Annotated in this window: 25 protein-coding genes; 15 read left to right on the forward strand and 10 right to left on the reverse strand. The window is 72.0% G+C overall.

Annotated elements, in window-relative coordinates:
- Positions 1 to 18 precede the first annotated feature (18 nt).
- From FHS38_RS27900 to FHS38_RS27915, 4 genes are all read left to right on the forward strand, one after another.
- Entirely contained in the window at positions 19 to 582 is a 564-nt protein-coding gene (locus FHS38_RS27900; protein WP_184738160.1) for a PadR family transcriptional regulator, read from the forward strand.
- 224 nt (positions 583 to 806) lie between these two features.
- The gene (locus FHS38_RS27905; RefSeq protein ID WP_184738162.1) at positions 807 to 3,464 is read left to right on the forward strand and encodes a xanthine dehydrogenase family protein molybdopterin-binding subunit; all 2,658 of its coding nucleotides are present in this window, start codon (positions 807 to 809) and stop codon (positions 3,462 to 3,464) included.
- Positions 3,464 to 5,185, forward strand: coding sequence for a 2Fe-2S iron-sulfur cluster-binding protein (locus FHS38_RS27910; protein ID WP_184738164.1), 1,722 nt, complete (start codon positions 3,464 to 3,466; stop codon positions 5,183 to 5,185). The genes FHS38_RS27905 and FHS38_RS27910 overlap by 1 nt, the downstream gene beginning before the upstream one ends.
- 238 nt (positions 5,186 to 5,423) lie before the next feature.
- Entirely contained in the window at positions 5,424 to 7,661 is a 2,238-nt protein-coding gene (locus FHS38_RS27915; RefSeq protein ID WP_184738428.1) for a HelD family protein, read from the forward strand.
- Between the two features lie 57 nt (positions 7,662 to 7,718).
- Here the strand turns inward: FHS38_RS27915 and FHS38_RS27920 are convergent, their stop codons facing one another.
- Positions 7,719 to 9,161, reverse strand: a complete 1,443-nt coding sequence (locus tag FHS38_RS27920) for a Gfo/Idh/MocA family protein (RefSeq protein ID WP_184738166.1) — start codon at positions 9,159 to 9,161, stop codon at positions 7,719 to 7,721.
- A 188-nt stretch (positions 9,162 to 9,349) separates the two neighbouring features.
- Here FHS38_RS27920 and FHS38_RS36410 point away from each other — a divergent pair, with 188 nt between their 5' ends.
- Positions 9,350 to 9,499, forward strand: coding sequence for a hypothetical protein (locus tag FHS38_RS36410; RefSeq protein ID WP_184738168.1), 150 nt, complete (start codon positions 9,350 to 9,352; stop codon positions 9,497 to 9,499).
- A gap of 108 nt (positions 9,500 to 9,607) precedes the next feature.
- Positions 9,608 to 10,513 carry a hypothetical protein gene (locus tag FHS38_RS27930; RefSeq protein WP_184738170.1) on the forward strand — a complete coding sequence of 302 codons (906 nt, stop codon included), beginning with the start codon at positions 9,608 to 9,610 and terminating at the stop codon, positions 10,511 to 10,513.
- Between the two features lie 58 nt (positions 10,514 to 10,571).
- On the opposite strand, the gene FHS38_RS27935 is transcribed toward FHS38_RS27930, so the two are convergent.
- Both FHS38_RS27935 and FHS38_RS27940 read right to left on the reverse strand, forming a co-directional pair.
- Complete coding sequence (locus tag FHS38_RS27935) at positions 10,572 to 11,114, reverse strand: type 1 glutamine amidotransferase domain-containing protein (RefSeq protein ID WP_184738172.1); 543 nt, start codon at positions 11,112 to 11,114, stop codon at positions 10,572 to 10,574.
- Between the two features lie 158 nt (positions 11,115 to 11,272).
- Entirely contained in the window at positions 11,273 to 11,794 is a 522-nt protein-coding gene (locus FHS38_RS27940; protein ID WP_184738174.1) for a DUF6328 family protein, read from the reverse strand.
- A gap of 279 nt (positions 11,795 to 12,073) precedes the next feature.
- Between FHS38_RS27940 and FHS38_RS27945 the strand changes: the two genes are divergently transcribed.
- The 3 genes from FHS38_RS27945 (at position 12,074) to FHS38_RS27955 (ending at position 14,291) form a co-directional block, all read left to right on the forward strand.
- Positions 12,074 to 13,666, forward strand: coding sequence for an FAD-dependent oxidoreductase (locus tag FHS38_RS27945; protein WP_184738176.1), 1,593 nt, complete (start codon positions 12,074 to 12,076; stop codon positions 13,664 to 13,666).
- Positions 13,667 to 13,745: 79 nt separating this feature from the next.
- On the forward strand, positions 13,746 to 13,910 hold the full coding sequence (locus FHS38_RS27950) for a CsbD family protein (protein ID WP_184738178.1): 165 nt from the start codon (positions 13,746 to 13,748) through the stop codon (positions 13,908 to 13,910).
- A gap of 57 nt (positions 13,911 to 13,967) precedes the next feature.
- A complete protein-coding gene (locus tag FHS38_RS27955; RefSeq protein WP_184738180.1) occupies positions 13,968 to 14,291 on the forward strand; it encodes a plasmid stabilization protein in 324 nt (107 codons plus the stop codon).
- A 197-nt stretch (positions 14,292 to 14,488) separates the two neighbouring features.
- Here the strand turns inward: FHS38_RS27955 and FHS38_RS27960 are convergent, their stop codons facing one another.
- The 3 genes from FHS38_RS27960 to FHS38_RS27970 form a co-directional block, all read right to left on the reverse strand.
- Positions 14,489 to 14,740 (reverse strand): WhiB family transcriptional regulator, encoded by a 252-nt coding sequence (locus FHS38_RS27960; RefSeq protein ID WP_184738182.1) that lies wholly within the window; start codon positions 14,738 to 14,740, stop codon positions 14,489 to 14,491.
- Positions 14,741 to 14,841: 101 nt separating this feature from the next.
- Positions 14,842 to 15,276, reverse strand: a complete 435-nt coding sequence (locus FHS38_RS27965) for an SRPBCC family protein (RefSeq protein WP_184738184.1) — start codon at positions 15,274 to 15,276, stop codon at positions 14,842 to 14,844.
- A 40-nt stretch (positions 15,277 to 15,316) separates the two neighbouring features.
- Complete coding sequence (locus FHS38_RS27970) at positions 15,317 to 15,895, reverse strand: hypothetical protein (RefSeq protein ID WP_184738186.1); 579 nt, start codon at positions 15,893 to 15,895, stop codon at positions 15,317 to 15,319.
- 249 nt (positions 15,896 to 16,144) lie between these two features.
- Here FHS38_RS27970 and FHS38_RS27975 point away from each other — a divergent pair, with 249 nt between their 5' ends.
- Positions 16,145 to 17,020 (forward strand): putative protein N(5)-glutamine methyltransferase, encoded by an 876-nt coding sequence (locus FHS38_RS27975; RefSeq protein WP_184738188.1) that lies wholly within the window; start codon positions 16,145 to 16,147, stop codon positions 17,018 to 17,020.
- 34 nt (positions 17,021 to 17,054) lie between these two features.
- On the opposite strand, the gene FHS38_RS27980 is transcribed toward FHS38_RS27975, so the two are convergent.
- On the reverse strand, positions 17,055 to 18,554 hold the full coding sequence (locus tag FHS38_RS27980; RefSeq protein ID WP_184738190.1) for a hypothetical protein: 1,500 nt from the start codon (positions 18,552 to 18,554) through the stop codon (positions 17,055 to 17,057).
- Between FHS38_RS27980 and FHS38_RS27985 the strand changes: the two genes are divergently transcribed.
- A complete protein-coding gene (locus tag FHS38_RS27985) occupies positions 18,555 to 18,860 on the forward strand; it encodes a hypothetical protein (RefSeq protein ID WP_184738192.1) in 306 nt (101 codons plus the stop codon).
- A 22-nt stretch (positions 18,861 to 18,882) separates the two neighbouring features.
- Here FHS38_RS27985 and FHS38_RS27990 read toward each other — a convergent pair whose 3' ends face one another.
- Together FHS38_RS27990 and FHS38_RS27995 are read right to left on the reverse strand one after the other, a co-directional pair.
- Positions 18,883 to 20,739 carry a hypothetical protein gene (locus FHS38_RS27990; protein WP_260420982.1) on the reverse strand — a complete coding sequence of 619 codons (1,857 nt, stop codon included), beginning with the start codon at positions 20,737 to 20,739 and terminating at the stop codon, positions 18,883 to 18,885.
- A gap of 272 nt (positions 20,740 to 21,011) precedes the next feature.
- Positions 21,012 to 22,619 carry an MDR family MFS transporter gene (locus tag FHS38_RS27995; RefSeq protein ID WP_311775290.1) on the reverse strand — a complete coding sequence of 536 codons (1,608 nt, stop codon included), beginning with the start codon at positions 22,617 to 22,619 and terminating at the stop codon, positions 21,012 to 21,014.
- A 138-nt stretch (positions 22,620 to 22,757) separates the two neighbouring features.
- Here FHS38_RS27995 and FHS38_RS28000 point away from each other — a divergent pair, with 138 nt between their 5' ends.
- Together FHS38_RS28000 and FHS38_RS28005 are read left to right on the forward strand one after the other, a co-directional pair.
- Complete coding sequence (locus tag FHS38_RS28000) at positions 22,758 to 23,507, forward strand: TetR/AcrR family transcriptional regulator (RefSeq protein ID WP_184738196.1); 750 nt, start codon at positions 22,758 to 22,760, stop codon at positions 23,505 to 23,507.
- A 58-nt stretch (positions 23,508 to 23,565) separates the two neighbouring features.
- Positions 23,566 to 24,111 carry an FHA domain-containing protein gene (locus FHS38_RS28005; RefSeq protein WP_184738198.1) on the forward strand — a complete coding sequence of 182 codons (546 nt, stop codon included), beginning with the start codon at positions 23,566 to 23,568 and terminating at the stop codon, positions 24,109 to 24,111.
- Here the strand turns inward: FHS38_RS28005 and FHS38_RS36415 are convergent.
- The gene (locus tag FHS38_RS36415) at positions 24,004 to 24,738 is read right to left on the reverse strand and encodes a protein kinase domain-containing protein (protein ID WP_184738200.1); all 735 of its coding nucleotides are present in this window, start codon (positions 24,736 to 24,738) and stop codon (positions 24,004 to 24,006) included. The genes FHS38_RS28005 and FHS38_RS36415 overlap by 108 nt on opposite strands.
- Here FHS38_RS36415 and FHS38_RS28015 point away from each other — a divergent pair.
- Positions 24,737 to 25,486 carry a class I SAM-dependent methyltransferase gene (locus FHS38_RS28015; protein ID WP_184738202.1) on the forward strand — a complete coding sequence of 250 codons (750 nt, stop codon included), beginning with the start codon at positions 24,737 to 24,739 and terminating at the stop codon, positions 25,484 to 25,486. The genes FHS38_RS36415 and FHS38_RS28015 overlap by 2 nt on opposite strands.
- 124 nt (positions 25,487 to 25,610) lie before the next feature.
- Positions 25,611 to 26,063, forward strand: a complete 453-nt coding sequence (locus FHS38_RS28020) for an SRPBCC family protein (protein ID WP_184738204.1) — start codon at positions 25,611 to 25,613, stop codon at positions 26,061 to 26,063.
- The last annotated feature ends 80 nt before the right edge of the window (positions 26,064 to 26,143 follow it).

Genomic DNA, 26,143 nt, shown 5'->3' on the forward strand with positions numbered 1-26,143 from the left:
CACGCCTAGGATGCGGGCATGTCCCTCCCGCACGCGATCCTGACCGCACTGCTCGAAAAGCCCTCCTCCGGGCTGGAACTCGCCCGCCGTTTCGACAAGTCGATCGGCTACTTCTGGTCCGCCACACACCAGCAGATCTATCGCGAGCTGGGAAAGCTGGAACAGGCCGGACTGATCCGCGCCCTGCCGTCCGACGCGCCGACCCGCGGACAGAAGAAGGAGTACGAGGTCCTGCCCGCGGGCCGCGCCGAGCTGACCGCGTGGACGGCCCGGGCCGAGGACCCGAAGCCCATCCGCGACCCGCTCCTGCTGCGCATGCGCGCGGCGGGAGTCGTCGGCGTCCAGGGCCTCGAAGCCGAGCTGCGCCGTCACCTGGCACTGCACCGGCAGCAGCTCGCCACCTACACGGAGATCGAGGAGCGCGACTTCCCGCCGGAGCGGGACACGGAGGAGGACCGGCTGCGGCACCTCGTGCTGGGCGGCGGCATCGAGCTGGAGACCTTCTGGACGACCTGGCTGGCCAAGGCGCTCGCCCAGGTCGAGGAGATGACGGCGGGGGAGGGCGGAGCGCCCGCCGCCTGAACAGGGACCGCCCGGCCGCTCGCACCCCCCGCGGAGGTCACCTCGACCGCCCGGTCCGCGTTGCCGGGTGTGGTCGGCTGTGTTGAGGTGGAGCCGACCGTAATGTCTCCCATGCGTCTGCGGCCGTTCACGGGCTGCGGGGCGAGGTCGGATCATGGACGACGATCTTCGTGTGCCGGGACCCCCCGACGCCGTCCCGCACGGTGCCGCCCCGGCGGGCCGCCATGGCTGACACCCCACCCGACGCCCGACGGCAAAAAATCACCGGCGCGAAGGTCTTCGCGAGCGACTACCGCCCGCGCGACCTCGCCGACGAGGGATGGCCCGCCGACTGCGCCCACGCCCTGCTGCTGCGCAGCAGCCACGTCGACCGGCCCTACCTCCGCCTCGACCTCGACCTGCTCCCCGCCGACCTGCGACCCGACAAGCTCGTACGGGCCCAGGACCTCACCTCCCCGCCCTACCGCAACCAGATCTCGGCCGAGTCCGTGCAGGCCCTGCTCCCCGAGGGAGAAGTGGCCGACTATCTGGGGCAACCCGTCGCCATCGCCCTCTACGGCGACTTCGTACGGTTCCGCCGCGCCGCGCAGGAACTGCGCGAGGACGCCGGCCCCCTGGTCTACGGACCGCCCCAGGCGACCGGCCCGACCCCCACGACCGCGCAGGAGCTGGAGGAGTGGACGCACCTGCGGGCCACCGGCGCCAGGCGCCAGGCGCACTTCCTCCTCGACACCACCGTTCCCCAGGGCTACTCCCACTGGAGCCGGGGGCGGGTCACCTTCGACGGCACCTCCTTCGTCCGGGACAACCAACCCGACCCCGAGGCGGACGAGCTGTTCAGGGCCCTCGCGGCCGAGCCGACCGACCCCACGGAGACCCAGCTCGTCACCACGACCTTCACCCAGCAGACCGACCCGGCGTTCCTGGAGCCCGAATCCGGACTCGGCTGGCTGGACCGCACGACCGGTGCGCTGCACCTGCTCCTCGGCACGCAGTCCCCGCACGGCGACGTGCCCGATCTGCGCAGACTCCTCGGCGCGGGCAACCCGGCGGTGAGCTCCATCCGGCTGACGACGACCGACAGCGGCGGCGGCTTCGGCGGGCGGGACAAGTCCCCGTTCGCCTTCTACCTCGCGCTCGCGGCGGTCTTCTCCCCGGGACCGGTCCGGCTGGCCTACGACCGGCGCGAACAATTCCAGGGCGGCCTCAAACGCCACGGGTCCGCCGTACGCAGCTTGGTCCGCACCGGCCCCGACGGACGGCTGCGGTCCATGCGCTCCTTCATCGTCCTGCGGGGCGGCGTCGAGGCCAACCTCAACGGGGCCGTCCTCGGACTGGCGGCCCTGCACGCCACCGGTCCCTACCGCGTCCCGCGCGCCTCGGTCCACGGCATCGTGCTCGAACGGGCCATCCCCGCCGTCGGATCGATGCGAGGATTCGGCATCCCGCAGGTCGCGTTCAACCTCGAAACCGCCCTCGACCGCCTCGCCGTGCTGCGCCTGGGCATGGACCCCATCGCCTTCCGCCTCGCGAACGTCCTGCGCCCCCACACCGGCCCGGGCGACGGCGACGTCGACCTGGCCGGAACACCCCTGCGGTTCCACGTCGCGAACGCCGAGATCTGCGCCGCCGCGCTGGCACACCCGTTGTGGCGCACCCGGAACGACCCCCGGCGAGCCGACGGCACCCTCTACGGCGTGGGGTTCGCCTGCTGCATGGAAGCGTTCGGCACCAGCCAGGACAGCGTCTACAGCGCCGTGCACCTCACCGACGACGGACGCGTCGAGGTGTGGGGACAGAACGTGGACATGGGGCAGGGCGCACGCCGCTCCCTGGAACAGGCCGCCCGTGAACTCCTCGGCGCGCCCGTCGACGTCCGCCTCGGCGTGGTCGGCCCCTTCGAGAAGTTCGAGAAGCAGGTCGACGACCTGGGCGAGCACCGCCTCGCGGGGATCAAACTCAGCCACGGCGCGAGCAGCGCCTCCAAGACGGCGTTCTTCCATGTGCACGTCTTGCGGGAGACGTGCCGCGCGCTGCTGCGGCTGCGGCTCGTACCGGCGGCGCGCACGCTGCTGGGCCTGCCCACGCTCGCCGAGGACGTGCTGCTGGCCGCCTGGCGCGACGGCGCCTTCCGTCTGCCCGACCACGCACCCGTTTCCCTGGCCGCGCTGGTCGCGGAACTCCGGCGCACCGGAGCGGCGACCTACGCCGTCGCGCACGGCTATTTCTGCAACGGCTGGTCGTCGGCCACGTTCCGGGTCGACGGAGTCGCCCACGCGATGGACATCGACGCGCTGGGCTTCGCGACCTCTCCCGAAGGCCAGGTCCTCCTCCCGGAGTACCAAGGGCCGCTGCGACCGCCCCCCGGCGAAGGACCGGGAAAGGCGACGGTCCCACGGTCCCTGTACGCGGCGGCCGGTCACCTCGTCGGCGTGGAAGTCTCCCCCCGACAGGGGACGATCCGGGTCGTCGACGCCGTCACCTTCCTCGACGCCGGCGACCCCCTGCTGCCTTCGGTGATCGAGGGGCAGGTGGAGGGCGGACTCGCGATGGGCATCTCGCACACCCTTTTCGAGGAACTGCCCGAGGAAGCGGGCGCCGGCCCCTTCGTCAACTTCGACCGCTACCGGATGCCGCGCTACGCCGACGTCACCGCGATCCGGCGCGAGACGGTCCTCGTCCCCCTGCCCCCGGGCGGTGTGCTGGCGGGCGGCGGACCCGTGCTGCGCCACAAGGGCATCGGCGAGGCCACCATGACGACCGTCAGCCCCGCCATCGCCAACGCGGTCGCGCACGCCCTCGGCCACACCGACGACCGCTGCTGGCCCGCCGCCACCCCGATCCGGGTGGCCGACCTCCCCCTCCCCGCCGGACGGCCGTGATGCAGGAACCGCAGACCGCACTCGACCTCACCGTCAACGGCACCCGTCACACCGGACGGGACGTCCCGGGTGACATGTCGCTCGTGCACTTCCTGCACGAGGACCTGGGGCTGACCGGCACCAAGATCGGCTGCTCGATCGGCGAGTGCCGCGCCTGCACCGTCGCCGTCCGCCCCCACCCCGGCGCCGCGCTGGTGACACGGCAGTCCTGCATGACGAGCATGCGGCACGTGCGCGGCTGGGACGTCGTCACCGTCGAGGGGCTCGCGACGGGAGACACCCTGCACCCGGTCCAGGAGGCGTTCCTCGAACGGGACGCCTTCCAATGCGGCTACTGCGCACCCGGCTTCGCGATGGCGGGACGCGTCGCCGTCGAACACGCCGCGGGCGAGAGGGACGAGCGAGGTGTGGAAGCCCTTGTCGACGCCGTGCTCGGCCCGCACGTATGCCGTTGCACCGGCTACAACCGGTACCGGGAGGCGATCATCGCCGTCGCGTCGGCCGCCACGGACGAACGCCCGGCCGAGCCGGCCCCCGAGCCGTCCCCCATGCCGGAGACGCGCCCGCCCGCCCGTACGGTGACGGCCCGGCTGTCGGCCGAGGAGTCGGACGCGCTCGGGTACACCCCGCTCTTCGACGACCCGACTCTCGAGCTGGTCCGGCTGCTGCGCGACGGCGCCGAGATCGAACACTCCCTGCTCGTCCAGTACCTGTACGCGGCCTTCTCGGTCGAGGTCCCCCGCTACACCCGCCTCGCCGGCTGGCCCAGCCACCGCTACGGCGGCCGGCCGCTGCATCTGATGGGTGTGGCGATCGAGGAGATGACGCACCTCGACATCGTCAACGGCCTTCTCGTGGCCCTGGGTTCGGCACCCCACCTCGGGCGGCAGCAGTTCCCGTACGAGAAGGACATCTACCCCTTCGACTTCGTGCTGGAGCCGCTGAGCCTCAAGTCCCTCGCGAAGTACGTCTACGTGGAGGCCTCGCCGGAGGCGGTCGACCCGGACCGGCCGCACACGCCCGAGGACCGTGCCTTCATCGAGAGGCTCTACGAGGTGCTCGGCGCGGGCGCGCAGCCTCGCCCCAACCAGGTCGGCAGCCTCTACCGCAAGGTCGGCAGGGTCCTCGCACTCCTGGAGAAGCGCGAACCCGACCGCCTCGACTACCCCACCTGGCAGGCCCGGCTCGACGTACTCCGCGAGGAGGGGGAGAGCGAACACTTCGCGCTGTTCCGCGCGCTGTTCGAAGGAACCCACCCGGCTCTGCTCGGCGCCCACCGGGTATGGGACCCCGAGAGCCCGGACCACCCGGTGATCCGCCTCCACCACGCCACCGGGCTCCCCCCGTCCGGCGAACCCGTCCGCGACGAGACCGTACCGGCACTGCGCCACCTGGCGAATCTGCACTACTGGGCCGTCTGCATGCTCCTGGACCAGTCCTACCGACGCGGCGGACAGTTCCACAGCGCGGCCCGCCGCCACATGACCGGCCCCCTCAGAAGCCTCGGAACCGCCCTCGCCCACCTCGGCGAGGGCGTGCCCTTCGACGCGTTCGTCGCGGGCTACGCACCCGGACGGGACGAGCGGGAGAACCTCCTGCTGAGCCGGAGCATGGTGAGCCAGACGGCCATCGCCCAGGAACGCTACGCACGGCACCTCCCGCCCGACTACGCCCACACCTGCGCCTGGGAGACCCTCTGGGAGCTGTCCCTCCTGGAATGAGGCGGTCACATCAGCAGTGGCCCCCGTCGCCTTCATACGGCCACACCTCACGAGGCCGGGTAGCGGGCTTTCGGAAGAACGGGGAGCGCCGCGGAAATGAAAAAGCCCCGGACCGTATTGACGGCCGGGGTAATTCTCTGCGTATATTGGAGAATTCCATGCCGTGACGAACTCATGGCATGGGGAAGCTTTATGAGGTCATGATATCCGGGTGGGAGCAGAATTGTCAAACGAGAAATTGGCGCACGAGCAGGAATTCATCGATCTGCTCCACGGCCGCCTGGACGAACTGCGGGCCGGAGCCGAGGCGTCGGTGAAGGGCGCCCTGGCGCCGACGGGGAACGGACTCCAGGCACGGGTGGAGCGCGATGTGCTGGTCGCCGAGCAGTCCGGGCTGCTCGCCGCCTTCAACGCCGGGGAGAACGGGCTCTGCTTCGGCCGGCTGGTGTTCCGGGACGGGCGCGATCACCACATCGGCCGGATCGGCATCCGGCGCGACGACGCCGACCGCACACCGCTCGTCGTCGACTGGCGGGCGGAGGTCGCCCGTCCCTTCTACCTCGCCACCGGGCACACCCCCATGGGGCTGCGACGCAGGCGTCACATCACCACCGAGGGCCCCCGGGTCACCGCTCTGCACGACGAGATCCTGGACCTCGCCGACACCCTGCGCACCGGCCATGAGGGAACCGACGCGGACGCCGTCCTGCTCGCCGCGCTGGACGCCTCCCGCACCGGACGGATGCACGACATCGTGCAGACCATCCAGGCCGAGCAGGACCGCATCATCCGCGCCCCGCACCACGGCGTCCTCGTCGTGGAGGGCGGTCCCGGCACCGGGAAGACCGTCGTGGCCCTGCACCGTGCCGCCTTCCTGCTCTACGCCCACCGGGAGCAGCTGGCCCGCCGGGCCGTGCTGATCGTCGGGCCCAACCCCGCGTTCCTCGGCTACATCTCGGAGGTGCTGCCCTCGCTCGGCGAGACCGGCGTCCTGCTCGCCACGCCCGGCGAACTCTTCCCCGGCGTGACCGCCACCGGAACCGACACCGCCCGGGCCGCCGCCGTCAAGGGCGGCTTGGCGATGGCCGACGCGCTGGCGCGGTTCGTGCGGGACCGGCAGACGCTGCCCGACCCCGTGACCGTGATCGAGCACGAGGACGGCGAGCTGCTCCTGGACGCCGAGATCGCCCACGAGGCCCGGCGCCGGGCGCGCGAGACCGGGCTGCCGCACAACCTCGCCCGCCCGTACTTCGCGTTCCGCGTCATCGACGCGCTGACCGCGCAGCTGACCGACCGGATCGGCGCCGACCCCTACGGCGGACCGAACCTCCTCGGCCCCGACGACATCGCCCAGCTCGGCAAGGCCATCGCCACCAGCCCCGAGGTGCGCTCCGCCATCGAGGAGCTGTGGCCCGCCCTCACACCGGAGCAACTGGTCGCCGACTTCCTCACCGACCCCGTCCACCTCCCGGAGGCCGACGCGCGGGCGATCCGCCGCACCGGAGGCGACTGGACCCCCGCGGACGTCCCGCTGCTCGACGAGGCCGCCGAACTCCTCGGCGAGGACGACGCGGCGGCCCGCGCGGCCGCCGAGGCCGAGCGCCAGGAGCGGATCGCGTACGCGCAGGGCGTCCTCGACCTCAGCTACGGCTCCCGCACCCAGGAGTTCGAGGACCGCGAGGACGAGGACTCGGAGGTGCTGGCCGCCCACGACCTGGTCGACGCGGAACGGCTCGCGGACCGGCACGAGGAGGCCGACCACCGCAGCGCCGCCGAACGCGCCGCCGCCGACCGCACCTGGGCGTTCGGTCACATCATCGTGGACGAGGCGCAGGAGCTGTCCCCGATGGCGTGGCGGCTGCTGATGCGCCGCTGCCCGACCCGCTCGATGACCCTGGTCGGCGACCCGGCGCAGACCGCCGAGCCGGGCGGCTGCGGCGCGTGGGAGCCGATCCTCGCGCCGTACGTCGACGACCGCTGGGAACACGTCAAGCTGGGCGTGAACTACCGCACGCCGACGGAGATCATGGAGATCGCCGCAGACGTGATCCGGTCCGTGGACACCACCTTCGAGCCCCCGCGCTCGATCCGCTCCACGGGCGCGGGACCGTGGGCGCGGCACACCGACGACCTGAGCGGCGCGGTCGCCGAGGCCGTCGCCCGGGAGTCGCGCGCGGAAGGACGCCTCGCGGTGATCGCCCCGCGCGGGCACCACGAAGCCCTGGCCGCGGCCCTCCCGGACGCCTCCGCAGGCCCCTCCCCGGATCTGACCGGTCCGGTGGTGCTGCTCGACCCGAGGCAGGCCAAGGGCCTGGAATTCGACACGGTGATCGTGGCGGAACCGGGGGAGTTCGGGGTGAGTGACCTGTACGTCGCGCTCACCCGGGCGACGCAGCGACTGGGCGTGGTCCACACGGGGGCGCTGCCCGCGGGGCTCCAGGGGTTGGCCGCCGCCGACGCCGCGCCCGGCCGGTGACCGCCCGGTGCGGGGACGCGCCGCGTCCCCGCACCGGGGAGGAGGGGAGACCGCGCCCTACGGCTTCGCCGAGTCCATCCCGGGGCGGGCCTGCCGCCACAGCCCCCGTGTGAAGTCGGGGATGGCCTGCGGCGCGCCCTGTGCCTTGATCGAGGCAGAGCTGAGCGGCACCGGAGCGGTCCAGGTGGCCCCGTCGTACACGTCGAAGTCGGGCACCAGACCCAGCTGCATGCACTGCATCAGCCGGAAGACCATGATGTAGTCCATGCCGCCGTGCCCGCCGGGCGGGTTGGCGTGCTCCTTCCACAGCCAGTGGTCCCATTTCGCGTACTTCTTGAAATCGCCCCACTCGTCGTCGGACATCTCCGGCTCGAGATAGATCCTCGGCGGGTAGTCCTCGAAGACCCCCTTCGTGCCGCCCAGAATGTTCAGACGGCTGTAGGGATGCGGATTGGAGACCGCGTGCTCCAGCCGGATCACCCGGCCCTTCGCCGTCTGTACGAGACTGATCGACATGTCGCTCTGGATGTAGCTCTCCTTCCAGCTCGCATCGCCCGGCGGCATGTGCTGCGCGCGATAGGCGGCCAGTCCCAGGGCGGGGGAGCCGAACGTCGTGATCCGCACGGCGCGGTCCCCGCGGTTGACGTCCATGTAGTTGGCGACCGGCCCGCACCCGTGGTTGGGGTAGAGGTCGCCCTTGAGCCGGGTGTGCCAGAGCCGCCGCCACGGGCTCTCGTAGTACGTCGGTGAGAACATCAGACCGCGCAGATCGTGGATGTACGCTCCCGCGCCGTGCAGGAGGTCGCCGAAGAGCCCTGCGTGCGCCATGCGCAGGACCCGCATCTCGTTTCTGCCGTAACAGCAGTTCTCCATCTGTATGCAGTGCCGGCGGTTGCGCTCGGAGAGGTCCACCAACCGCCACAGCTGGTCGAGTTCCATGGCGAGGGGACACTCGACGCCGACGTGTTTGCCGTTCCGCAGAGCCGTCTCGGCCATCGGGAAGTGCCATTCCCAGGGCGTCGCTACGTAGACGAAGTCCAGATCGCCGCGCGCGCAGAGCTGTTCGTAGTCGTCGTCGCCCTTGGTGTAGAGGGCGGGAGCCGGCTGTCCCGCGGCCGTGACCTTGGCGGCGACCTTCTCCGCCTTCGCTCTGACGGGGTCGCACAGCGCGTTGACCCGGACACCGGGGACGGCGAGGAAGAGGTCGGTCATGGCGTCGCCGCGGTTGCCCAGGCCGATGATCCCGACCCGGACGGTGCCACGCCGCTCGAACGGCGTGCCGATCATGGTCTTGCCCTGGCGGGCCGGCCAGGCCGGCTCGTCGGCCGCCTGCGGCGCCGGGGCGCCGGGGTCATGGGGGGCGGCAGCCGCGGCGCTCGCCGCGCCGAGTCCGCCGAGGCCCACACCGAGTCCGGCGCCGGCGGCGCCCGCGGACCTCAGCACGGAACGACGGCTGACCTCGGGGTCCTCACGGTGGTGCTGCGGGGCTGGCTCGTGCATCGGTCCTCCTGGGAGCTGATGATGAGCTGCACGTGCGTGAACGTCGGTAAGGACCTTGACGGTTGAGGCGGATGCAGCGCAAGAGGCCCTGGGGGCTCTCGGCACCGGTTCGTCACCGCGTCCTTGATGCTGTCGGGCCTCGGCGAGGTCGCGGGCGTGGCACCGGCTCGTCTGCGACCGGAGCCTACGTGGCCTACGGCGGCCTGCCGTCGGTGGTGCCACCGTGGGCGGTCGTCGGCCTCCGCGCCGCCACCCAGGCCATCGGAACGGTCGCGGAACCGCTACCCCGCGGTCCGGGCGTCCCGGCCCTCGCCGACCCCGGCCCTGACGCGGCGTAGGCCCCGGCCCGTAGCCCGATTGGTTCGAATCCGGCCGGCATCGGCTTCACCGTGGCCGTGACCGGTGATGTGTTGTAGCGGGGAGGGACCACCGAAGGAAGGATCTCTATGCGCAGTCAACTGCTCAGACGCGGCGTGAGGACGGCGGCCGTCGCCACCCTCACCTTCGCCACCGCCGTGGGCGGAGCGAGCGGTGCCACCGCACAGCGGCACGGGGCGTCCCCGATCGACGTCACCGTCAACGCCTCGGGCATCAAGGCACCGCACCACCACGAAGGCGGCCGCGTCGCCTTCCGGGTCTCGACCGACGCCAAGGACGGCCGTCAGCTCCAGGTCGTGCGCCCGCACAAGGGCGTACCCATCAGCCGCGTGCTCCGCGACCTGGCCGACGCGGTCAGCCACACCCCGTCCAAGGCGGCGGCCGGAATGCGGGCGTTCGAGGCCGACGCCGAGGCGGTGGGCGGGGCCTTCGTCACCCGGAAGGTCAACGAGGAATTCATCACGTCGATCCCGGCCGGCACGGTCTACCTGATCGACTTCACGGCGTTCCTGGACCGTCCCACCAAGCCGGTGGTGAAGTCCCTCAAGCTGTACGGTTCGCACGGCGGGCACCACAAGGCCCTGACGAGGTCGCCGCACAGCACCGTGACCTTCCGGGACACCGACGCGGGACCGCGCTTCCGTACCGAGGGACTGGTCACCTCCCACAAGCCCATCCTGATCCGCAACGCCTCGACCGAGATCCACGAGGCACAGATCCAGCGGGTCACCGCGGGCACCACCGACCGCGGGCTCCGCGCGTACTTCGACGCGATGGCGCAGAACAAGAAGGCGAAGTCGCCCTTCACCGGTCAGCCCGTGGGCTTCGGCGGCATCTCGCCCGGTCACACGGCGCTTCTGCGCATCCACGGCCTGAAGCCGGGCACCTACGCGCTGACGTGCTGGGTTCCCGATGAGCACAGCGGTCTGCCGCATGTCTTCATGGGCATGTACAAGATCGTCCACCTCCGCTGAGGAGTGAGCCCGTCGGCGGAGGTCGTCGGGAGCGGTCCCCGCTCCCGACGACCTCCCCTCACGCCGCCGCCTTCTCGAACTCGCCGGTGAAGGCCGCGCAGAAGGCCTCCAGATCGCCGGGCTTGCGGCTGGTGACGAGCGTATTGGGGCCGCTCGCACAGATCGCGACCCGCTCGTCGACCCAGGTGCCCCCGGCATTACGGATGTCGGTGCGCAGACTGGGCCACGAGGTGAGCGTCCGGCCCCGCAGGACATCGGCCTCCACCAGGGTCCAGGGGGCGTGACAGATGGCCGCGACGGGCTTGCCCGCGTCGAAGAACCCCTTCGCGAAGGCCACCGCCCGCTCGTCCATCCGCAGGGCGTCGGGGTTGGCAACGCCCCCGGGCAGGACCAGCGCGTCGTAGTCGTCGACGCCGGTGTGATCCAGGTCCGCGTCCACGGCGAAAGTGTCGCCCTTGTCCAGGTGGTGGAACGCCTGGATCCGGCCGGATTTCGTGGAGACCAGCCGGGGGGTGCCGTCGGCGTCGAGCACCGCCTGCCAGGGATCCGTGAGCTCGATCTGTTCGACACCCTCCGGTGCCACCAGGAACGCGATCCGCATGCTGCTCATCATGGTCCTCTCGTTGTCGGAGAAGCGGTTCCGGCCGTGACGACGGGGCGGCGCGGTCACGCGGTCCCGCCCCCACGCCGGTACGGGTGACCGGGCGGCGGCCGAGGAAACCCCGGCCGCCCTGAATCCCCTCGAACGATGTGCCCGCGCTACTCCCTCGGCTTGTGGCGGTGCAGTGCCCAGCCGGGCAGCCCGAACCAGCACAGCACCAACCAGGCGACCACCCCCGCGACCAGCCAGGGAACCGCCGCGTTGTGCAGCGCGATCCGCAGGATCAACAGCAGCGCGCAGGTGACGGTGGCCAGGAGCAGCACGACACCGACCATGGTCAGCCGCCCGGCCCAGACGACGGTCTGCGGCTTCATCCGGCGTCCGCTCACGATCCGGTGGAACGAGACCGGGCTGACGAGGGCGCCGGTGGTGGCCGCTCCCAGGACGACCGTGATCACGTAGATGGTGTGATCGGTGTCGTCCAGGGTGGCGAATCGTGGTGTGAAGACCACGGTCAGCAGGAAGCCGAAGAGGATCTGCACGCCCGTCTGCGTGACGCGGACTTCCTGGAGCAGCTCGTTCCAGCGCCGGTCCGCCCGTTCGTCGGCCGATTCCTCGCGCCCGTTGTGCTGCTCCCCGCCCGGCCCGGTTCTGCCGCCCTGCCCGCCGGTCGCCGCCATGCGGTCCTCCTTCCTGTCCCGCCGCCGCGTCCCGCCGCTGTCCCGTCGCCGCGTCGCGATGCCCGGCGCTCTCCTCAGCTTGCGCCGGATCCGGCTCCGGGGTGGTCCGGGCGGAGGAACGGGCGGCGAGCTGAGCGGTTGCGGGATCCTCTCCGCCCGGGCGCCTCCCCACCTGCGGGGGGAGGCGCCGTCATCCGGTCGGCTGCCCGCCGATCGGCTCCGTTGCGCCGTTCGGTACCCCCACGTTAGGGCGAGGCCGCACCGGGAACATGGAAGGGCATGCCGAAGCCCGCCCGCACGACGTACGAGTCCCACTGGATGGATTCGACACCGGACACGGCGTACCCCGCGATCGGCCCCGAGGCCGTGGTGGAGGCGGATGTCGCCGTGGTCGGCGGTGGCATCGCGGGCCTGTGCACCGCGTGGGAGCTGGCCCGGGCGGGCCGGGACGTCGTCGTCCTGGAGGCCGACCGGATCGCCACCGGCGTCAGCGGCTACACCACCGCCAAAGTCTCGGCGCTGCAAGGCCTGTGCTACGCGCGACTGCGGACCGAGCACGGGGCGGACGCCGCCGCCCTCTACGCACGCTCGCAGCTCGACGCCGTGGAACACACGGCAGCGCTCTGCGGGGAACTGGGCATCGACGCCGAACTGGAGCGGGCCCCCGCGTACACGTACGCGCGGACGGCCGAGCACGTGGACGCCGTCGGCGCCGAGGCACGCGCGGCACGGGAAGCCGGCCTCGACGCCTCGCTCGTCACCGACACCGACCTGCCGTTCCCGGTGGCCGCCGCCGTACACGTCCCGGACCAACTCCAGTTCCACCCGCGCAAGTTCCTGCTGGCACTCGCCGAACAGTTCACCGCGGGCGGCGGACGCGTCCACGAGCGCACCCGTGTGGTGGGGCTCCACGACGGCGCGCACTGCCGTCTCACCACCGAGAGCGGAGCCGTGGTGCACGCGCGTGACGTCGTCATCGCCACGCACTACCCGGTGTTCGACCGGTCCCTGCTCTCCGCCCGGCTCACGCCGCGCCGGGAACCGGTCGTCGCCGCGCCGGTCACGGCCGCGCGGGCGCCCCGGGGCATGTACGTCACACCCGAGGACGACATCCGCTCGGTACGCAGCGCCCCCTACGGCGAGGGGCAGCGGCTGGTCATCGTCACCGGAGCGTCCTTCGCACCGGGTGCACAGGGCGTGGCCGACCGGTTCGAGCGGCTCCAGGCCTGGGCGGACGCCTGCCTGCCGGGCTTCGCCGACGCGCCGTCCGTCCACCGATGGTCCGCGCAGGACAACGACTCCGACGACCACCTGCCGTACGTCGGCCACGTCCATCCCGGAACCCGGCACGTCCACGTGGCCACCGGATTCGGCGGCTGGGGCATGACCAACGGGGTGATGGCCGGCCGGCTGCTCGCCGCCCGCATCACCGGCGCCCCGCGTCCCGCCTGGGCGCGGCTCGTCGACCCGAGAAGGCTGCCACCCCTGCGGGACACCTCGGAGCTGATGAAGGGCCAACTGGACGTCGCCCGGCACTTCGTGGGGGACCGGCTGCACACCACCCACGTCGACGCGGTCGCGGACATCACACCGGGCCGCGGGGCCGTCGTACGGATCGGCGGACGCCGGTGCGCGGTCTACCGCGACCCGTCCGGCGAGGCACGGGCCGTCTCGGCGCGGTGCACACACCTGGGCTGCCTCGTCCACTTCGACGACGCCGAGCGGGTGTGGGAGTGCCCCTGCCACGGCTCCCGGTTCGCCACCGACGGCTCGGTCCTGCACGGGCCCGCCGTCCACCCCCTCGAACCACGCGAGATTCCCGGCAATGACGATCACGACAAGGGGAACAAGGAAACGGACACGTCAGGCTGAGTGCGGTTGCGGACCCCGGGGGCCGCCCACAGGGTGGGTTCCGAAGGCAGCCGCCTTCCGACAGACAGGAGACCGGACCATGAGCAAGGCAAAGGGCAAGGCCAAGCAGGTCAAGGGCAAGCTGAAGGAGACCACCGGCCGCGCCACCGACGACAAGCGGATGGAAGCCGAGGGTCGCGCCGAGAAGGTGGAAGGCAAGGCCCACGAGGCCGTCGCCGACGCCAAGAAGAAGTTCGAGCGCTGACGCGCCGGTTTCGGCTGGGAATGCCGAAGCCGGTACGGACGGTAAGGACCGGAGAACATGCCTCGAGGATCAAGCCCGAAGCGTGAACGCCAGTACGAGCACATCAAGGAGAGCGCCGAGGACCGTGGCGAGAGCACGAAACGGGCCAAGGAGATAGCCGCCCGCACCGTGAACAAGGAACGCGCCCGCTCCGGTGAGTCCCGCACCGCGAGCAAGAGCTCCACGCAGGACATGTCCTCCTCCCGGCGAGGCGGACAGCGCTCCCACAGCGGCGCCCAGGGACCGACCTACGATCAGCTCTACGCCGAGGCTCAGCGCCGCAACATCCACGGCCGCTCGTCGATGAACAAGACCGAACTCAAGCGTTCCCTGGGACGTTGACGGGTCACTGATCGCAGGTCACCGCGGCCGTTCCGGACGGAACGGCCGCGGCTCGTCGTGACCGCGGGTCCGTACGGGCACGATCAGGACTCGATGACGGCTTTCACGCCCGTGACCTCCGCACCCGGTACGAGGGCGGTCCTCCGCCGTGCGAGCGGACGCCGCTCGCCGGTCCACGCGGATCCGCCGGAGGGGCTTCAGTGTGCGCTGGTGGCATACTGCCTTCGCCCAGCGCGGATGGCCTGTCGGTCCTTCTCGCTCGTCGCGCCCCATACCCCGTATTCCTGACCGGAGTTCATGGCCCATCGCAGGCACTGTTCCATGACAGGGCAGCGCCGGCACACGGATTTGGCGTCTTCGGTCTGCGTGACGGCAGGGCCCGTGGTGCCGACGGGGAAGAACAGGTCGGGGTCCTCTTCCCGGCAGGCGGCGTCTTGTCGCCAGTTCACGTGGCAACTCCCTCTGTCGCGATCGGATCGGCTCTCTCTCCGCGTTGCCGGGAAGAGACGGCGTATTCCTGATCCCGGCGACGGGCTGGGACTTCCGCGCGTCAGCCGTCCAGCAGGCGGCTCACCACCCTGCCGAAGACCAGCCGGCCGGACCAGGAGACGAGCGGATCGAACAGCCGCGGCAGCCCGCGGACACGCAGGTCCTCCTCCCAGACGACCCACGACCCCGCACCGTGCGCGCGCACCTCCAGCTCGGCCCAGCCGGTGACCACCGAACCCCGCTTCTCCAGACGGCAGCGACCGGGGGCGGTGGCGGAGGGCGGCTGCCAGCGCACGACGTCCATGCAGTCGTCGAAGGCGACGCGCCCGATCCCCGTCCTGGCCACGATCCTCGTCCCCACACCGGGCGGGTGCGGCGTCGGCACGACGATCCGGGTGAGCGGGACATGCGCCGCGTGGGCCTCCCAGTGGGTGAGCCGTTGCCACGCGGCACCCACGGGCAACCGTGACGGGCGTTCGATCAGGAACGGGGCCATGACGGCATCGTAGGCGGCGACGCGGCGTGGGGCGGCCGCGTCAGCCGACGACGGACTCCACCACGACCGCGACCGTCAGCAGCACCAGGAAGAAAGCCACCACGCCCGCGCAGCCACCGAGCAACACCGTGCGTGCCCGCACCGGCCGCCCCTCGGCGGCGCGGCGCCGGGCGAGACGGGCCAGCAGGCCCGCGGGGACGATCAGAGCCGTCACCGCGAGCCACCACCAGAGGTAGACCGGGGGAGCCGCCACGCCCCCGCGGCACCCCGCCCACAGCCCCACGACGGCGATCGCGGCCGCCGAGACCGCCGAGGCCACGGCCGGTATCCACCACCAGGCCCCCGCTCCGCCCCACCACACGCCTGCCCGGCGCGCCAGTGCGACGGTGGGCATCACCAGAGTCAGCGCGAGGACCAGGGCCACGCCGGCCACGACCGGGAGAAGGAAGGGCAGCACCACGACGGCCAGGGCGCCGCTGTCGTCTTCGGGGCCGGGGTGGGTCACCCCCCAGGACCACAGGGCGGCGGCCGCGAACGCCATCTCGACCATCAGCGCCGAGACCGTCACCGTGAGCCCGGACGACGGCCGTCTGTCGCTGTCTGCTGTCACTGTCTGCACGCCCTGATCATCCTCCGCCCCCTTCCGCGCAGGTGCGGGGGCCGCGGCGCGATGATTCGATGTCAGCGTCGGGACGAGGTGTTCGCCTCCAGGAGTGGATCATGTAGTGTTGCCAACTCCATTACGGAACGACCCAGGAGGTGAGACCCATTACCGCTGTAGCAGGCTGGGTGCTCTCATCTCACGGCTGTACGGTCCACTTGACACAGTGACCGCGAGAGCGCCCTTCGGTATCCCGAAAGGCTTCCCATGTCGGTTTCCCCGTCATCGCTCTCCCCTCTCTCCGGTCGTTCTGATCTTTCCCGATCCGTCATCGTCACCAGGCTCCGGGCCGTCGGCTGTGTCTTCGCCGAGGACGAGGCGGAGCTGCTCCTCTCCACGGCACGTACCCCCGCCGACCTCGCCGCCATGGTGGACCGACGGGTCGCCGGTCTTCCCCTCGAACACGTCCTCGGCTGGGCGGAGTTCCACGGCCTGCGCATAGCCGTCGACCCCGGAGTCTTCGTACCCCGCCGTCGCACCGAGTTCCTCGTCGGACAAGCCGTCGCCCTCGCCCGGCAGGCCACGGCCACCGCCGCTCGGACCGCCCGAGCCGTCGTCGTCGACCTGTGCTGCGGCTCGGGGGCCGTGGGCGCCGCGCTGGGCGCGGCCCTGGACCGGATCGAGTTGCACGCCGCCGACATCGACCCCGTCGCGGTGCGCTGTGCCCGCGGCAACCTCGCCCCGGCCGGCGGCCGGGTCTACGAAGGCGACCTCTACGAACCGCTGCCCCTCACCCTGCGGGGCCGCATCGACGTCCTCGTCGCCAACGCGCCCTACGTACCCACCGAGGCGATCGGACTGCTGCCCCCGGAGGCCCGCCTGTACGAGCCCCTGGTTTCGCTCGACGGCGGCGCGGACGGGCTGGACGTCCAGCGGCGGGTGACCGCCGCGGCACCGCAGTGGCTGGCACCGGGCGGCCATCTGCTGGTCGAGACGAGCGAGCGTCAGGCCTCGAGGACCGTCGAGGCCTTCGCCGCCAACGGGCTGATCCCGCGCGTGGTCAGCTGTGACGACCTGAACGCCACCGTCGTCATCGGAACCAGGCCCGCCGTCGCGCCCGCGAGGGAGCGGCACGGCCGGTAGAACCCGCGGGAGCCGCCTCGCCCCGGCCGTTAGGCTACCGGGGCGGGGCGGCCAAGTCCTGCCGAACCACAGCGGGTTGAGCGCCATGAGTCCCCCTGCCCGCCCTCAGATACCAGCGCAGCAGGTCCACCACCCTGCCGCCCAGGACGGGTTCGGCCCGGTCGATCAGCGTGTCCAGGTGCGTGCGCTCGCCGGTGGAGAGGGCGGCGTACACCGACGCCGCGTCGGCGGGGTCCCACCGTGGCACGGCGGCGCGGGCCCGGCCGCGCAGCCCCGGCTCCGGGTCGTCCAGCAGGCTCAGGTGACAGCGCAGCCGGACCGTGCTGCGGTGCCCCGACAGCAGACGGTAGGCGGCGGTCCGCGCATGCCGGGGACGGTCGACGGCCAGACGCTCCCACAGCCACGCTTCGGGGAGCTCCGCGGCGTACGGTACGAGCGCGACGGACACCTCGCGCACCACGGACGCCGACGGGTCGTCCAGCAGGGGGCGCAGCCACGTGGGCTCCGCCGCACCCAGCGTGCGCAGCCCGCCGACCGCGCGGGCCCGCACCGGACCGCTCGGATGCGCCAGCAAGGGGCGCAGCAGGTCGGCGTCCGCCCGGGTGCCGCACTCGCCCAGCCCGGCGACCGCCCCGGGCGAGACGGCCGCGGCCGGGCCGGCGCACGCCTTCCGGTAGTGCGGCAGCGGGTCCTGGCCGTTCCGGCGCAGAACCCACCGCGCGCAGGCGCGGACGATGCCCGAGCGGTCGACGAGGAACGCCGTGGCCTCCTCGGCGCGTCCGGTCCGGCCCAGCGCCGTCACCCCCGCCGCACGCACCCGCGAGTGGCGGGAGCCCAACAACAGCCGGAGGACCTCGTCGTGCCGCCCGTCCCCGACGCGGGCGAGGGCAGCGTCGGCGCACATGTCCTGGACGACCACGTCGTCGTCGGTGGCCGCGAGGCGGGCGAGACGGGCGGGGGAGAAGCGGTCCCGGCCGATCGCGATCCGGTGCGCGAGGCGCCGGGTGGCCCGGTCCCGGCTGCCCAGCAGGGCGTCGGTCAGCTCGTCGTCCGCCTGCCGCAGGGTCTCCACGACGAGCTCCTGGGCGTACTCGCCGTGCCGGCGCCGTGCCGTGCGCAGCACGACCGCGGTCACGGTGGCCAGGGTCGTCGGATCCGCCTCGGCCAGAGCCGCGCGCAGCAACTCCCGGGCCTGTGCGCGGACCGGGACGACCCAGTCCGCGCAGCGCACGGCGACGAGCGGCAGCAGCGCCGGGACGGCCGCGCCGCTCACCAGGGCGGCCTGCCGTATCCGGCCGTCGGGGTGGCACAGGGCCACGGCGAGCGACGGTTCGTTCGCGGGCGGCTCGCCCGCGCGTACCCACGCCATGGAGGGCAGCGTGTCCGACCAGTACCAGGACCGCCGCCGTATCCCGAGGTCGAGCGCGATCCAGTGCTCGGCGTCCCCGGCGTCGAGAAGCGTCTCCAGCGAGGCTGCACTCCCTCGGCGGACGGCGTCGACCGCCTTCCGGGCCGGCTCGTCGTGCTTGTTCACGTGGTGTCTCTCCGCCCGGGTCGTGCGATCCTGGGCTCGGCGGCCCGGCTGTACGCATGGGGAGTCGGCTTCCTGGCCCCGGGCATCGTGTGGTGGCCGACCGCCGTGCTCGGCGCGGCCGCCCTCGTCACCGCGTCGCGCCGCGGGCCGGGAGCGGACACCGCCCTCGCCGAACTCGTCGAATCCACCGTCGACCTGCACCTGCACCTGCGCGGACGTGCGGCCGAACTCGGCATCGACTGCGCGCGCCCGCCGACCCGAGCCGTGGGGGCGGCCGTGACCCGCGCCCTGCGACAGGCCGCCTGAACACCGGCCCGGGCGGCGGGGCTCAGCGGCGCGGGCGGCGCCGCCAGGCGCCGACCAACTGGCTGCCGACGTAGAGCGCGGAGACGGTCGCGAGCAACGGCCGGAGGAACATCACGTCGTCCGACATCCAGCCCCAGGCCGCCATCATGACGCAGAGCGGCAGGAACAGCAGACGCAGCGTCCACCAGTGCCAGGGCTTGCGTACGGTGTAGACCCGATGGGGTCCCTGTCCGTCGGCGGCGGTGGCCTTCTCCCAGTCGCCCATCGCCCCGGGGCGGGTGAGGATCCGGGCGTCGGGCAGCTCCGTGAGGACCTCGGCGCGGGTTCCGAAGGCCGCGGGCAGGGGCGGCATGCGCAGCGCCGCGACGAGGTCCGCCTGTCGGCGCGGGGCGTCGTCGGAGCCGCGCAGCAGGGCGATGAGCGGGCGGATGTCGGCGATGTCGTACACGCCGGCCACCGCCTGGGCCGTGGCCGTCACCTCGTCGAGGCCGGGCACGGGGGCGGCCGGATCCCACTGGTGCTCGGCCAGTCGCTTGCCCTGGTGCACCAGGGTGAAGCCGTGCCGGTCACCCGACCGGTGGAGTATCAGGGCGGGCCACCGCTCCCGGGTGGTGAAGGTGCCCGCCGCGGTGACGAGCCGGTCCCGGGTGTGCAGGGAGCCGCGGCGCGCGTGGTCGGGGTGGAGCGCCATCTCGACCAGGGTGTGCCAGCCGTTGGCGGCCGTGGCCACGCGCAGCGGCGGCCCCGAGGTGAGGGTCGCCTCGGCGACCGTGTCCAGGGTCGCGGCGACGACGGCGAGGGAGCAGTGTTCCGCCGACGGGTACGGCTCGCCCGCAGCCGTTGCCTCGGCCGGACCGGGGACGGGCAGCGGGGCAGGCCGCGGGGGACGGCCGAAGAGCGGGGTGTTCCCCGCGACCTGCATCCGTACTCCGGTGCGGTATTCCAGGAACTCCTGGCGCGGGTCCCCCACATAGGCCCAGGGGAATCGGGTGGCGTGCACGCCGATGGCCCGGAACTGTTCGAGCGACTCCGCCCAGCGGCCGGAGTTGGCCAGCATCAGGGCGAGGTGGTTGCGCACGTCGGCGACCTCCGGGTCGCCCGCCTCGTAGTGCGCGACCATGTCGAGGGCGCGCTGGATCGCGGCATCGATCCGGGCCGGGTCGATCGGCCCGTCCGCGACGGCGGAGGCCACGATGACGTACTCGACGGCCGCCTGGAGCGGCAGCGATTGCACCTTGGACGGGGGCAGCGCCTGATCGGCGGCGCGTTCCGCGAAGGCGAACATCTCCTCGTGCGAGCCGTACCACTTGTCGCACAGGTACTGCAGGGCCGTCGCGTGGCAGCCGAAGTGATGCGGGGAGCGGGCGGTGGCCTCTTCCCAGTAGCTGTCGAAGATCTCACGGGGTGCCTGGCAGCCCCGGGCGTGCGTGAGCGCGATGCGCCAGGGCACCGGGTCGGCGGGGTTGAGCTCGATGGCCGTCCCGATCACCGGGACGGCGTCCTCCAGCAGCGCGAAGAAGCCGCGGAACCGGTCCTCGCTCACGTCGTCGGCCCGCGCCGAGCTGCGGATCTCCCACGCCTGAAGGATGCACAGGTCCGCCTTCACCAGCATGGCGTCCGGGTCCTCGGGCGCCGCGGACAGCCAGGCGTCCAGCCAGCCGGGGTTGTGCAGCGCGAAGGAGGCCAGGTCCGAGACGCAGGCGTCGCGGCGCTCCCACTGCATGTCGAGCCGGGTGGTGGCGAGGAGTTCACGGGCCGCACCGAAGTCACCGGAGGCGGCCGCGACCAACGCGGCGCGCAGCGGCGCGTCCGGGGCGTCGACGACGACGGCCTCGTCGGGCGGCAGCCCCACGCTCAGGGCGGAGGCATGGCGCGCCATGCGAGGGTAAGTGATCAAGGAACGCGGAGAGAACATAGGTTCCCTATTAAAGGACGTATTCCCGCATTCGCCGAATCAAATAGGACCGGCCCGGGGGCCCGGTGGCTCCGGGGCGACGGCTGCGGACCGGCCCCACCCGGTCGTCGGACGGGCCCGCGGACGCGCGCACACCTCGTCAGTTCGCGTGTGCACGGCGTTCCGCGACGCCGGCAGGAAGACACCCGGTGTCGCGCGGACTGCGTTCGGCGGCTCCGGCGGTCCTGCCGCAGAGGTCAGCCCGTGGCCACACCGTCGGCCGGGGTCTGCCGGGCGGGCTCCTCGGGGGTGTGGTCCTCGGCCGGGGCATCGCCGCGCAGTGGGACCTCCCGGACGAACCAGGCGGCCGCGAAGGCGATCACCGACACGACCGCGGCGCCGACGAGGATGCCGTGCAGCCCACTGGTGACGGCGGCCTGGAAGGCGGCACGGACAGGAGCAGCCATGTCCTGCACCAGGGCCGGAGTCACTTCACCGGCTCCGGAGGACGCCCGCTGGGCAGCCTCGGAGCCGAGCTTCCCGGCCAGGCTCGCTTCCATGCGGCTCGCGTAGACGGCACCGAGCAGCGCAATGCCGAGCGACCCGCCAATGGTGCGCATCAAGGTGACCGTTCCGCTGGCGGCGCCCATGTCACGGGGGTCGGCGCTGTTCATCGTGATGAGCATGACGCTCTGCGTCAGCAGACCCATCCCGAGGCCCGTGACGAGGGTGAGCGCGGAAGCCACGGCCGTGCCGGTGCTCACGTCGAGCAGCAGCAGGAGGAGCGAGCCCACGGTCATGGCGGCGCCACCGAGGATCGGGTAGACGCGGTAGCGGCCGTTGCGGCTGACGAGGCGGCCGGTCGTGAGCTGGGCGCCGAGCATGCCGAACATCAGGGGCAGCAGCAGCATGCCGCTGGCCGTCGGGGACGTGCCCTGGACGAACTGCATGTACTGCGGAAGGTAGTTCGTCACCGTGAGCATCACCGCCCCGACGAGGAAGCTGAGGATCTGGGCGAGGGTGAAGTTGCGGTTGCCGAACAGCCGGGGCGGGATGACCGGTTCCTCGGCGCGCCGCTCGGCGTACACGAACCCGGCCAGCGTGAGGACGCTGACGGCGCCCAGGGCGAGGATGACCGGCGAGGACCAGGCGTAGCTGGTGCCACCCCAGCTGGCGAGCAGCGTCAGCGCCAGGATCCCGGCGGTGAGCAGGCCCGCGCCCGCGTAGTCGATCCGAGCCTTGATCCGCTCGGTGCGCAGCCGGATCCCGATGCCCACGATCAGCAGGGCGACGGCTCCGATGGGCACGTTCACGTAGAAGGTCCAGCGCCAGCTCAGATGATCGGTGAGAAAGCCGCCGACCAGCGGGCCGCCGATGAAGGCGACCGGCATCATCGCGCCGATCATCGACTGCAGACGGCCGCTCTCCCTCGGCGGCACCAGAACGCCGATGATCGACAGGGCGCCGACCATCAGCCCGCCGGCCCCGACCCCCTGCACGGCGCGGAACGCGATGAGCTGGCCCATGTCCCGCGCGAGCCCGGCGAGCATCGAGCCGATCAGGAAAAGCACGATCGCGGTCATGAAGGTGCCCTTGCGACCGTAGAGGTCGCCGAGCTTGCCCCAGATGGGGGTGGTCGCGGCGGTGGTGAGCAGATAGGCCGTCACCACCCAGGACAGGTGGTTCAGCCCGCCGAGCTCACCCACGATCGTGGGCAGCGCGGTGCCCACGATCAGGCCGTCGAGCATGGCCAGGAACATGCCGAGCATCAGGCCGAACACGCCGAAATAGATCGACCTGTGGCGTGCCGGCTCTTCGTCCCGCTCCTCTTCCGGCGTCGGACTGTGGACGTCGTGGTCGTTCATCGCTGATCCCCCTGGCAGTGATGGGTGTGCTGAGGCGGTGGTGTGTACGTCGTATTGAGTTGCGTACAACGTACACACCGCTGTGTACGCTGTCCACTGGAGATACGATGTACACACACCAGCTAAGGAGCCCGGCCCGTGACCGACCGGAAGAAGGGCGAGGAAGGCGAGGAAGAGGCCCCGGTCTCCCTCTGGGAGCGGCTCGAACGCCCCTCGCCCACCCCCCGAGCAGCAGCCCTGACACCCCATCGGATCGCCACGGTGGCGGTCGGGATCGCCGACGCGGAGGGCCTCGACGCCGTCACGATGCGGCGGCTCGCCACCGCCCTGGGGGTCGCGCCGATGGCCGCCTACCGTTACGTGTCGGGCAAGGACGACGTCCTGGCGCTCATGGTCGACCTGGTCTACGGAGAGCTGGCGGTCCCCACCGCCATCGACTGGCGGGAGAGCATGCGTGTTCTCGCCCTCAACACACGCACCCTGTTGCTCGAACACCCCTGGCTCGCCCGGCTCCCCGCACCCCAGGCGGTGCTCGCGCTGACCCCGAACAGGATTGCCGTGGCGGAGCGGGCGCTGACGGTGCTCGACGGTCTGGGCCTGGACGCCGACACGATGATGTCCGTACTCCAGGCGGTCACCGCGTACACCTACGGCAGCACCCACTCCGAGATCGCCATGCGCCAGCTGATGGAAGGTCAGGGCTGGTCCAGCGGCGACGAGGTGAGGACGGCGCTGGCTCCCCAGATGGCGTGGCTCATGAAGACCGGCCGCTATCCGGCCTTCCAGAGCTACGCCCTTCAGGCCCACCGCAAGGACGACGCCCGGTGGCGCTTCGAAACCGGCCTGGACTACGTCCTGGACGGCATCGCGGCCCGGATGAGGGGCTGACTGCGCCCCGTCTGATCGATTGTGGACACCGGGGGGCGGGTGGGCCGACAATCACCCCATGACGTCTCCCGATTTCCGTACGCAGGTGAGCCGCCGGCCGTCGGAGGCGGAGCGGGACCGGGCGCTCGAAGTGCTGCGGGCCGGCACCGGCGAGGGCCGGCTCTCGCACGACACGTTCATGCACCGCATGCAGATCGTCCTCACCGCCCGCAGCCGGGCCGAGATCGACGTCATCGTGGCCGATCTGCCGGCCCGTAGAAGCCTCTCGGACGTCATCGTGCGTACGGTGGCGCGCTTTTCGGCCCTCGGGGTCCGCCTGCGCGGTGCCTGGCACATGGCGCGCCTCCCCGGGCTGCGCCTTCCCGCACCGGACACGAAGCCGCTGTGCATCGGCCGTTCCCCGCTGTCGGATCTGCGCTTCGACCACGACACGGTCTCGCGCCGGCATGCCGAACTGCGTTACCTGGGCGGCTCCTGGCGGCTGTCCGACCTGGGCTCACGCAACGGCACGTACGTCAACGGCCTCCGCATCGCCGGTACCGTGTGCGTCCGCCCGGGCGACCACGTCGCCTTCGGCAGCCTTCACTTCCGCCTGTCCGCGTAGCCGCGGCGCCCGCTCATCGGTCAGGCGGGCGGCTTCCACAGCGTCAGCGTGCCGGAGTACGTGGGCGGGTCGAGGAAGCGCCCCGTCGGCGTCACCTCGGTGATCCTGAACATCGAGAGGTTCCCCTTCGAGGTCATCATGCCGCGCGGCCACCGCCGGGGCGACCGGGGCGGGCAGCCGGCCGTCGAAGGCGCGCGCCGCGCGCCCCGACGCCTGCTCGGACAGGTCCGGCGGCCGCTGAGCGGTGTTGGCGATCTGCGTGGCCACGGTCAGCGGACCGCCCGCGCCGTAGGGGTGGCGGCCGGTGGCCGTCACGGCGGCGATCAGACCGAGGGAGAACACGTCGGTGGAGGGGGTGAGTTCGGCCCCCATGCCGTGCTCGGGCGACATGAACTGCGGGGTACCGATGAAGGCGCCGCTGCGCGTCAGCCGGGTGGCCTCCGCGGCGCGCGCGATGCCGAAGTCGATGACCCAGGGGCCGTCCGCGCCGAGCAGGATGTTCCCGGGCTTGAGATCGCGGTGGACGACACCGGCGGTGTGCACGGAGTCCAGCGCCCATGGGCCGGGACCGGTACCGGCGTCGACCGATGGCGCGCAGGCCCTCGGACGAACGACGATGTCGGCCATGACGACCCCCTCGCGCGCTCGTTCCTTCGACGCGGCAGCCGCCCGCTACGCGGCGCACCGCCCTTCCTACCCGCCCGCCCTCCTGGACGCCGTCGAGGAGCTCGCCGGACGCCCGCTCGCCGGAGCCCGCGTCGCGGACGTCGGGGCCGGCACCGGCATCGCCACCCGCCTCCTCCACGCCCGCGGAGCCCGCGTCATAGCCGTCGAGCCCGGTGACGGCATGTCGGCACAGTTCCGCCGGTCCCTCCCCGACGTGCCGGTCGTGCGCGGCGACGGCAACCACCTTCCGCTGGCCTCCGCTTCCACCGACTTCCTCACGTACGCCCAGGCCTGGCACTGGACGGACCGGAGCCGGTCGGTCCCCGAAGCGCTCCGCGTCCTGCGCCCGGGCGGCGCGCTCGCCCTCTGGTGGAACGACTTCGATGCCGACGTCCCGTGGATCGCCGACCAGGACACCCGCCTTCGCCGCTTCTTCGGCGAGACCGAGAGCACCCGGTTCGCTCCCGTGCACCTGCGCGGCCTGCCGAGCGGGCTCGGTTTCGTCAGCCGCCAAGTGCCCTGGACCCGGCGCGTGCCGATCGACGTGCACCTGGGCAATCTCGGCAGCCACTCCGCCTTCCTCGTCACCGGTCCCGAAGCCGCCGACGCGTTCCTCGCCGAAGAGCGTGACCGTCTGACCGGGTTCTTCCCGGACGGCATGGTGGAGGAGAGCTATACGGTCAGCCTCAGTGTCGCCCTCGCGGATTGAGGTGGTGGTATCGCGAATCCGATGTCTGAGACGCGCGATCGCGGGCACCCGCTGGTGGACCGACCCTTTCGTCCGACTCACCGAGTCCCCATCAGCGAATCCCCATCACTGAGGAGGAGACGTCATGTCACAGATCGAGGAGTCCATCGAGGTCGCCGTCCCGGTCACCACGGCGTACAACCAGTGGACCCAGTTCGAGGACTTCCCCCGGTTCATGAAGGGCGTCGAGCGCATCGAACAGCGCACGCCGACCCTCACCCACTGGGTGACGAAGATCGACGGCGTCACCCGGGAATTCGACGCCGAGATCACCGAGCAGATCCCCGACGAGCGCGTGGCCTGGACGACCGTGTCCGGCGAGGTCCGCCAGGCAGGTGTGGTCACCTTCCACCGCCTCGACACGACACGCACCAAGGTCATGCTGCAGTTCGACCACGCTCCCGAAGGCATCGTCGACACCGTCGGCGACAAGCTCGGCTTCGTCCGCCGCCAGGCCAAGGGCGATCTGGAGCGCTTCAAGACGTTCATCGAGTCCCGCGGCATCGAGTCCGGGCAGTGGCGCGGCACCGTCGTCTGACCCGCGCCCCGCGGCCGGGCGCCTACGGCCGCCACGTCGCAACCACCACGAAAGCAGCGGTACGGCCGGTTTGCGCCGGA

Origin of the sequence: Streptomyces netropsis, assembly GCF_014203545.1 — a bacterium.
GTDB lineage: Bacteria > Actinomycetota > Actinomycetes > Streptomycetales > Streptomycetaceae > Streptomyces > Streptomyces netropsis.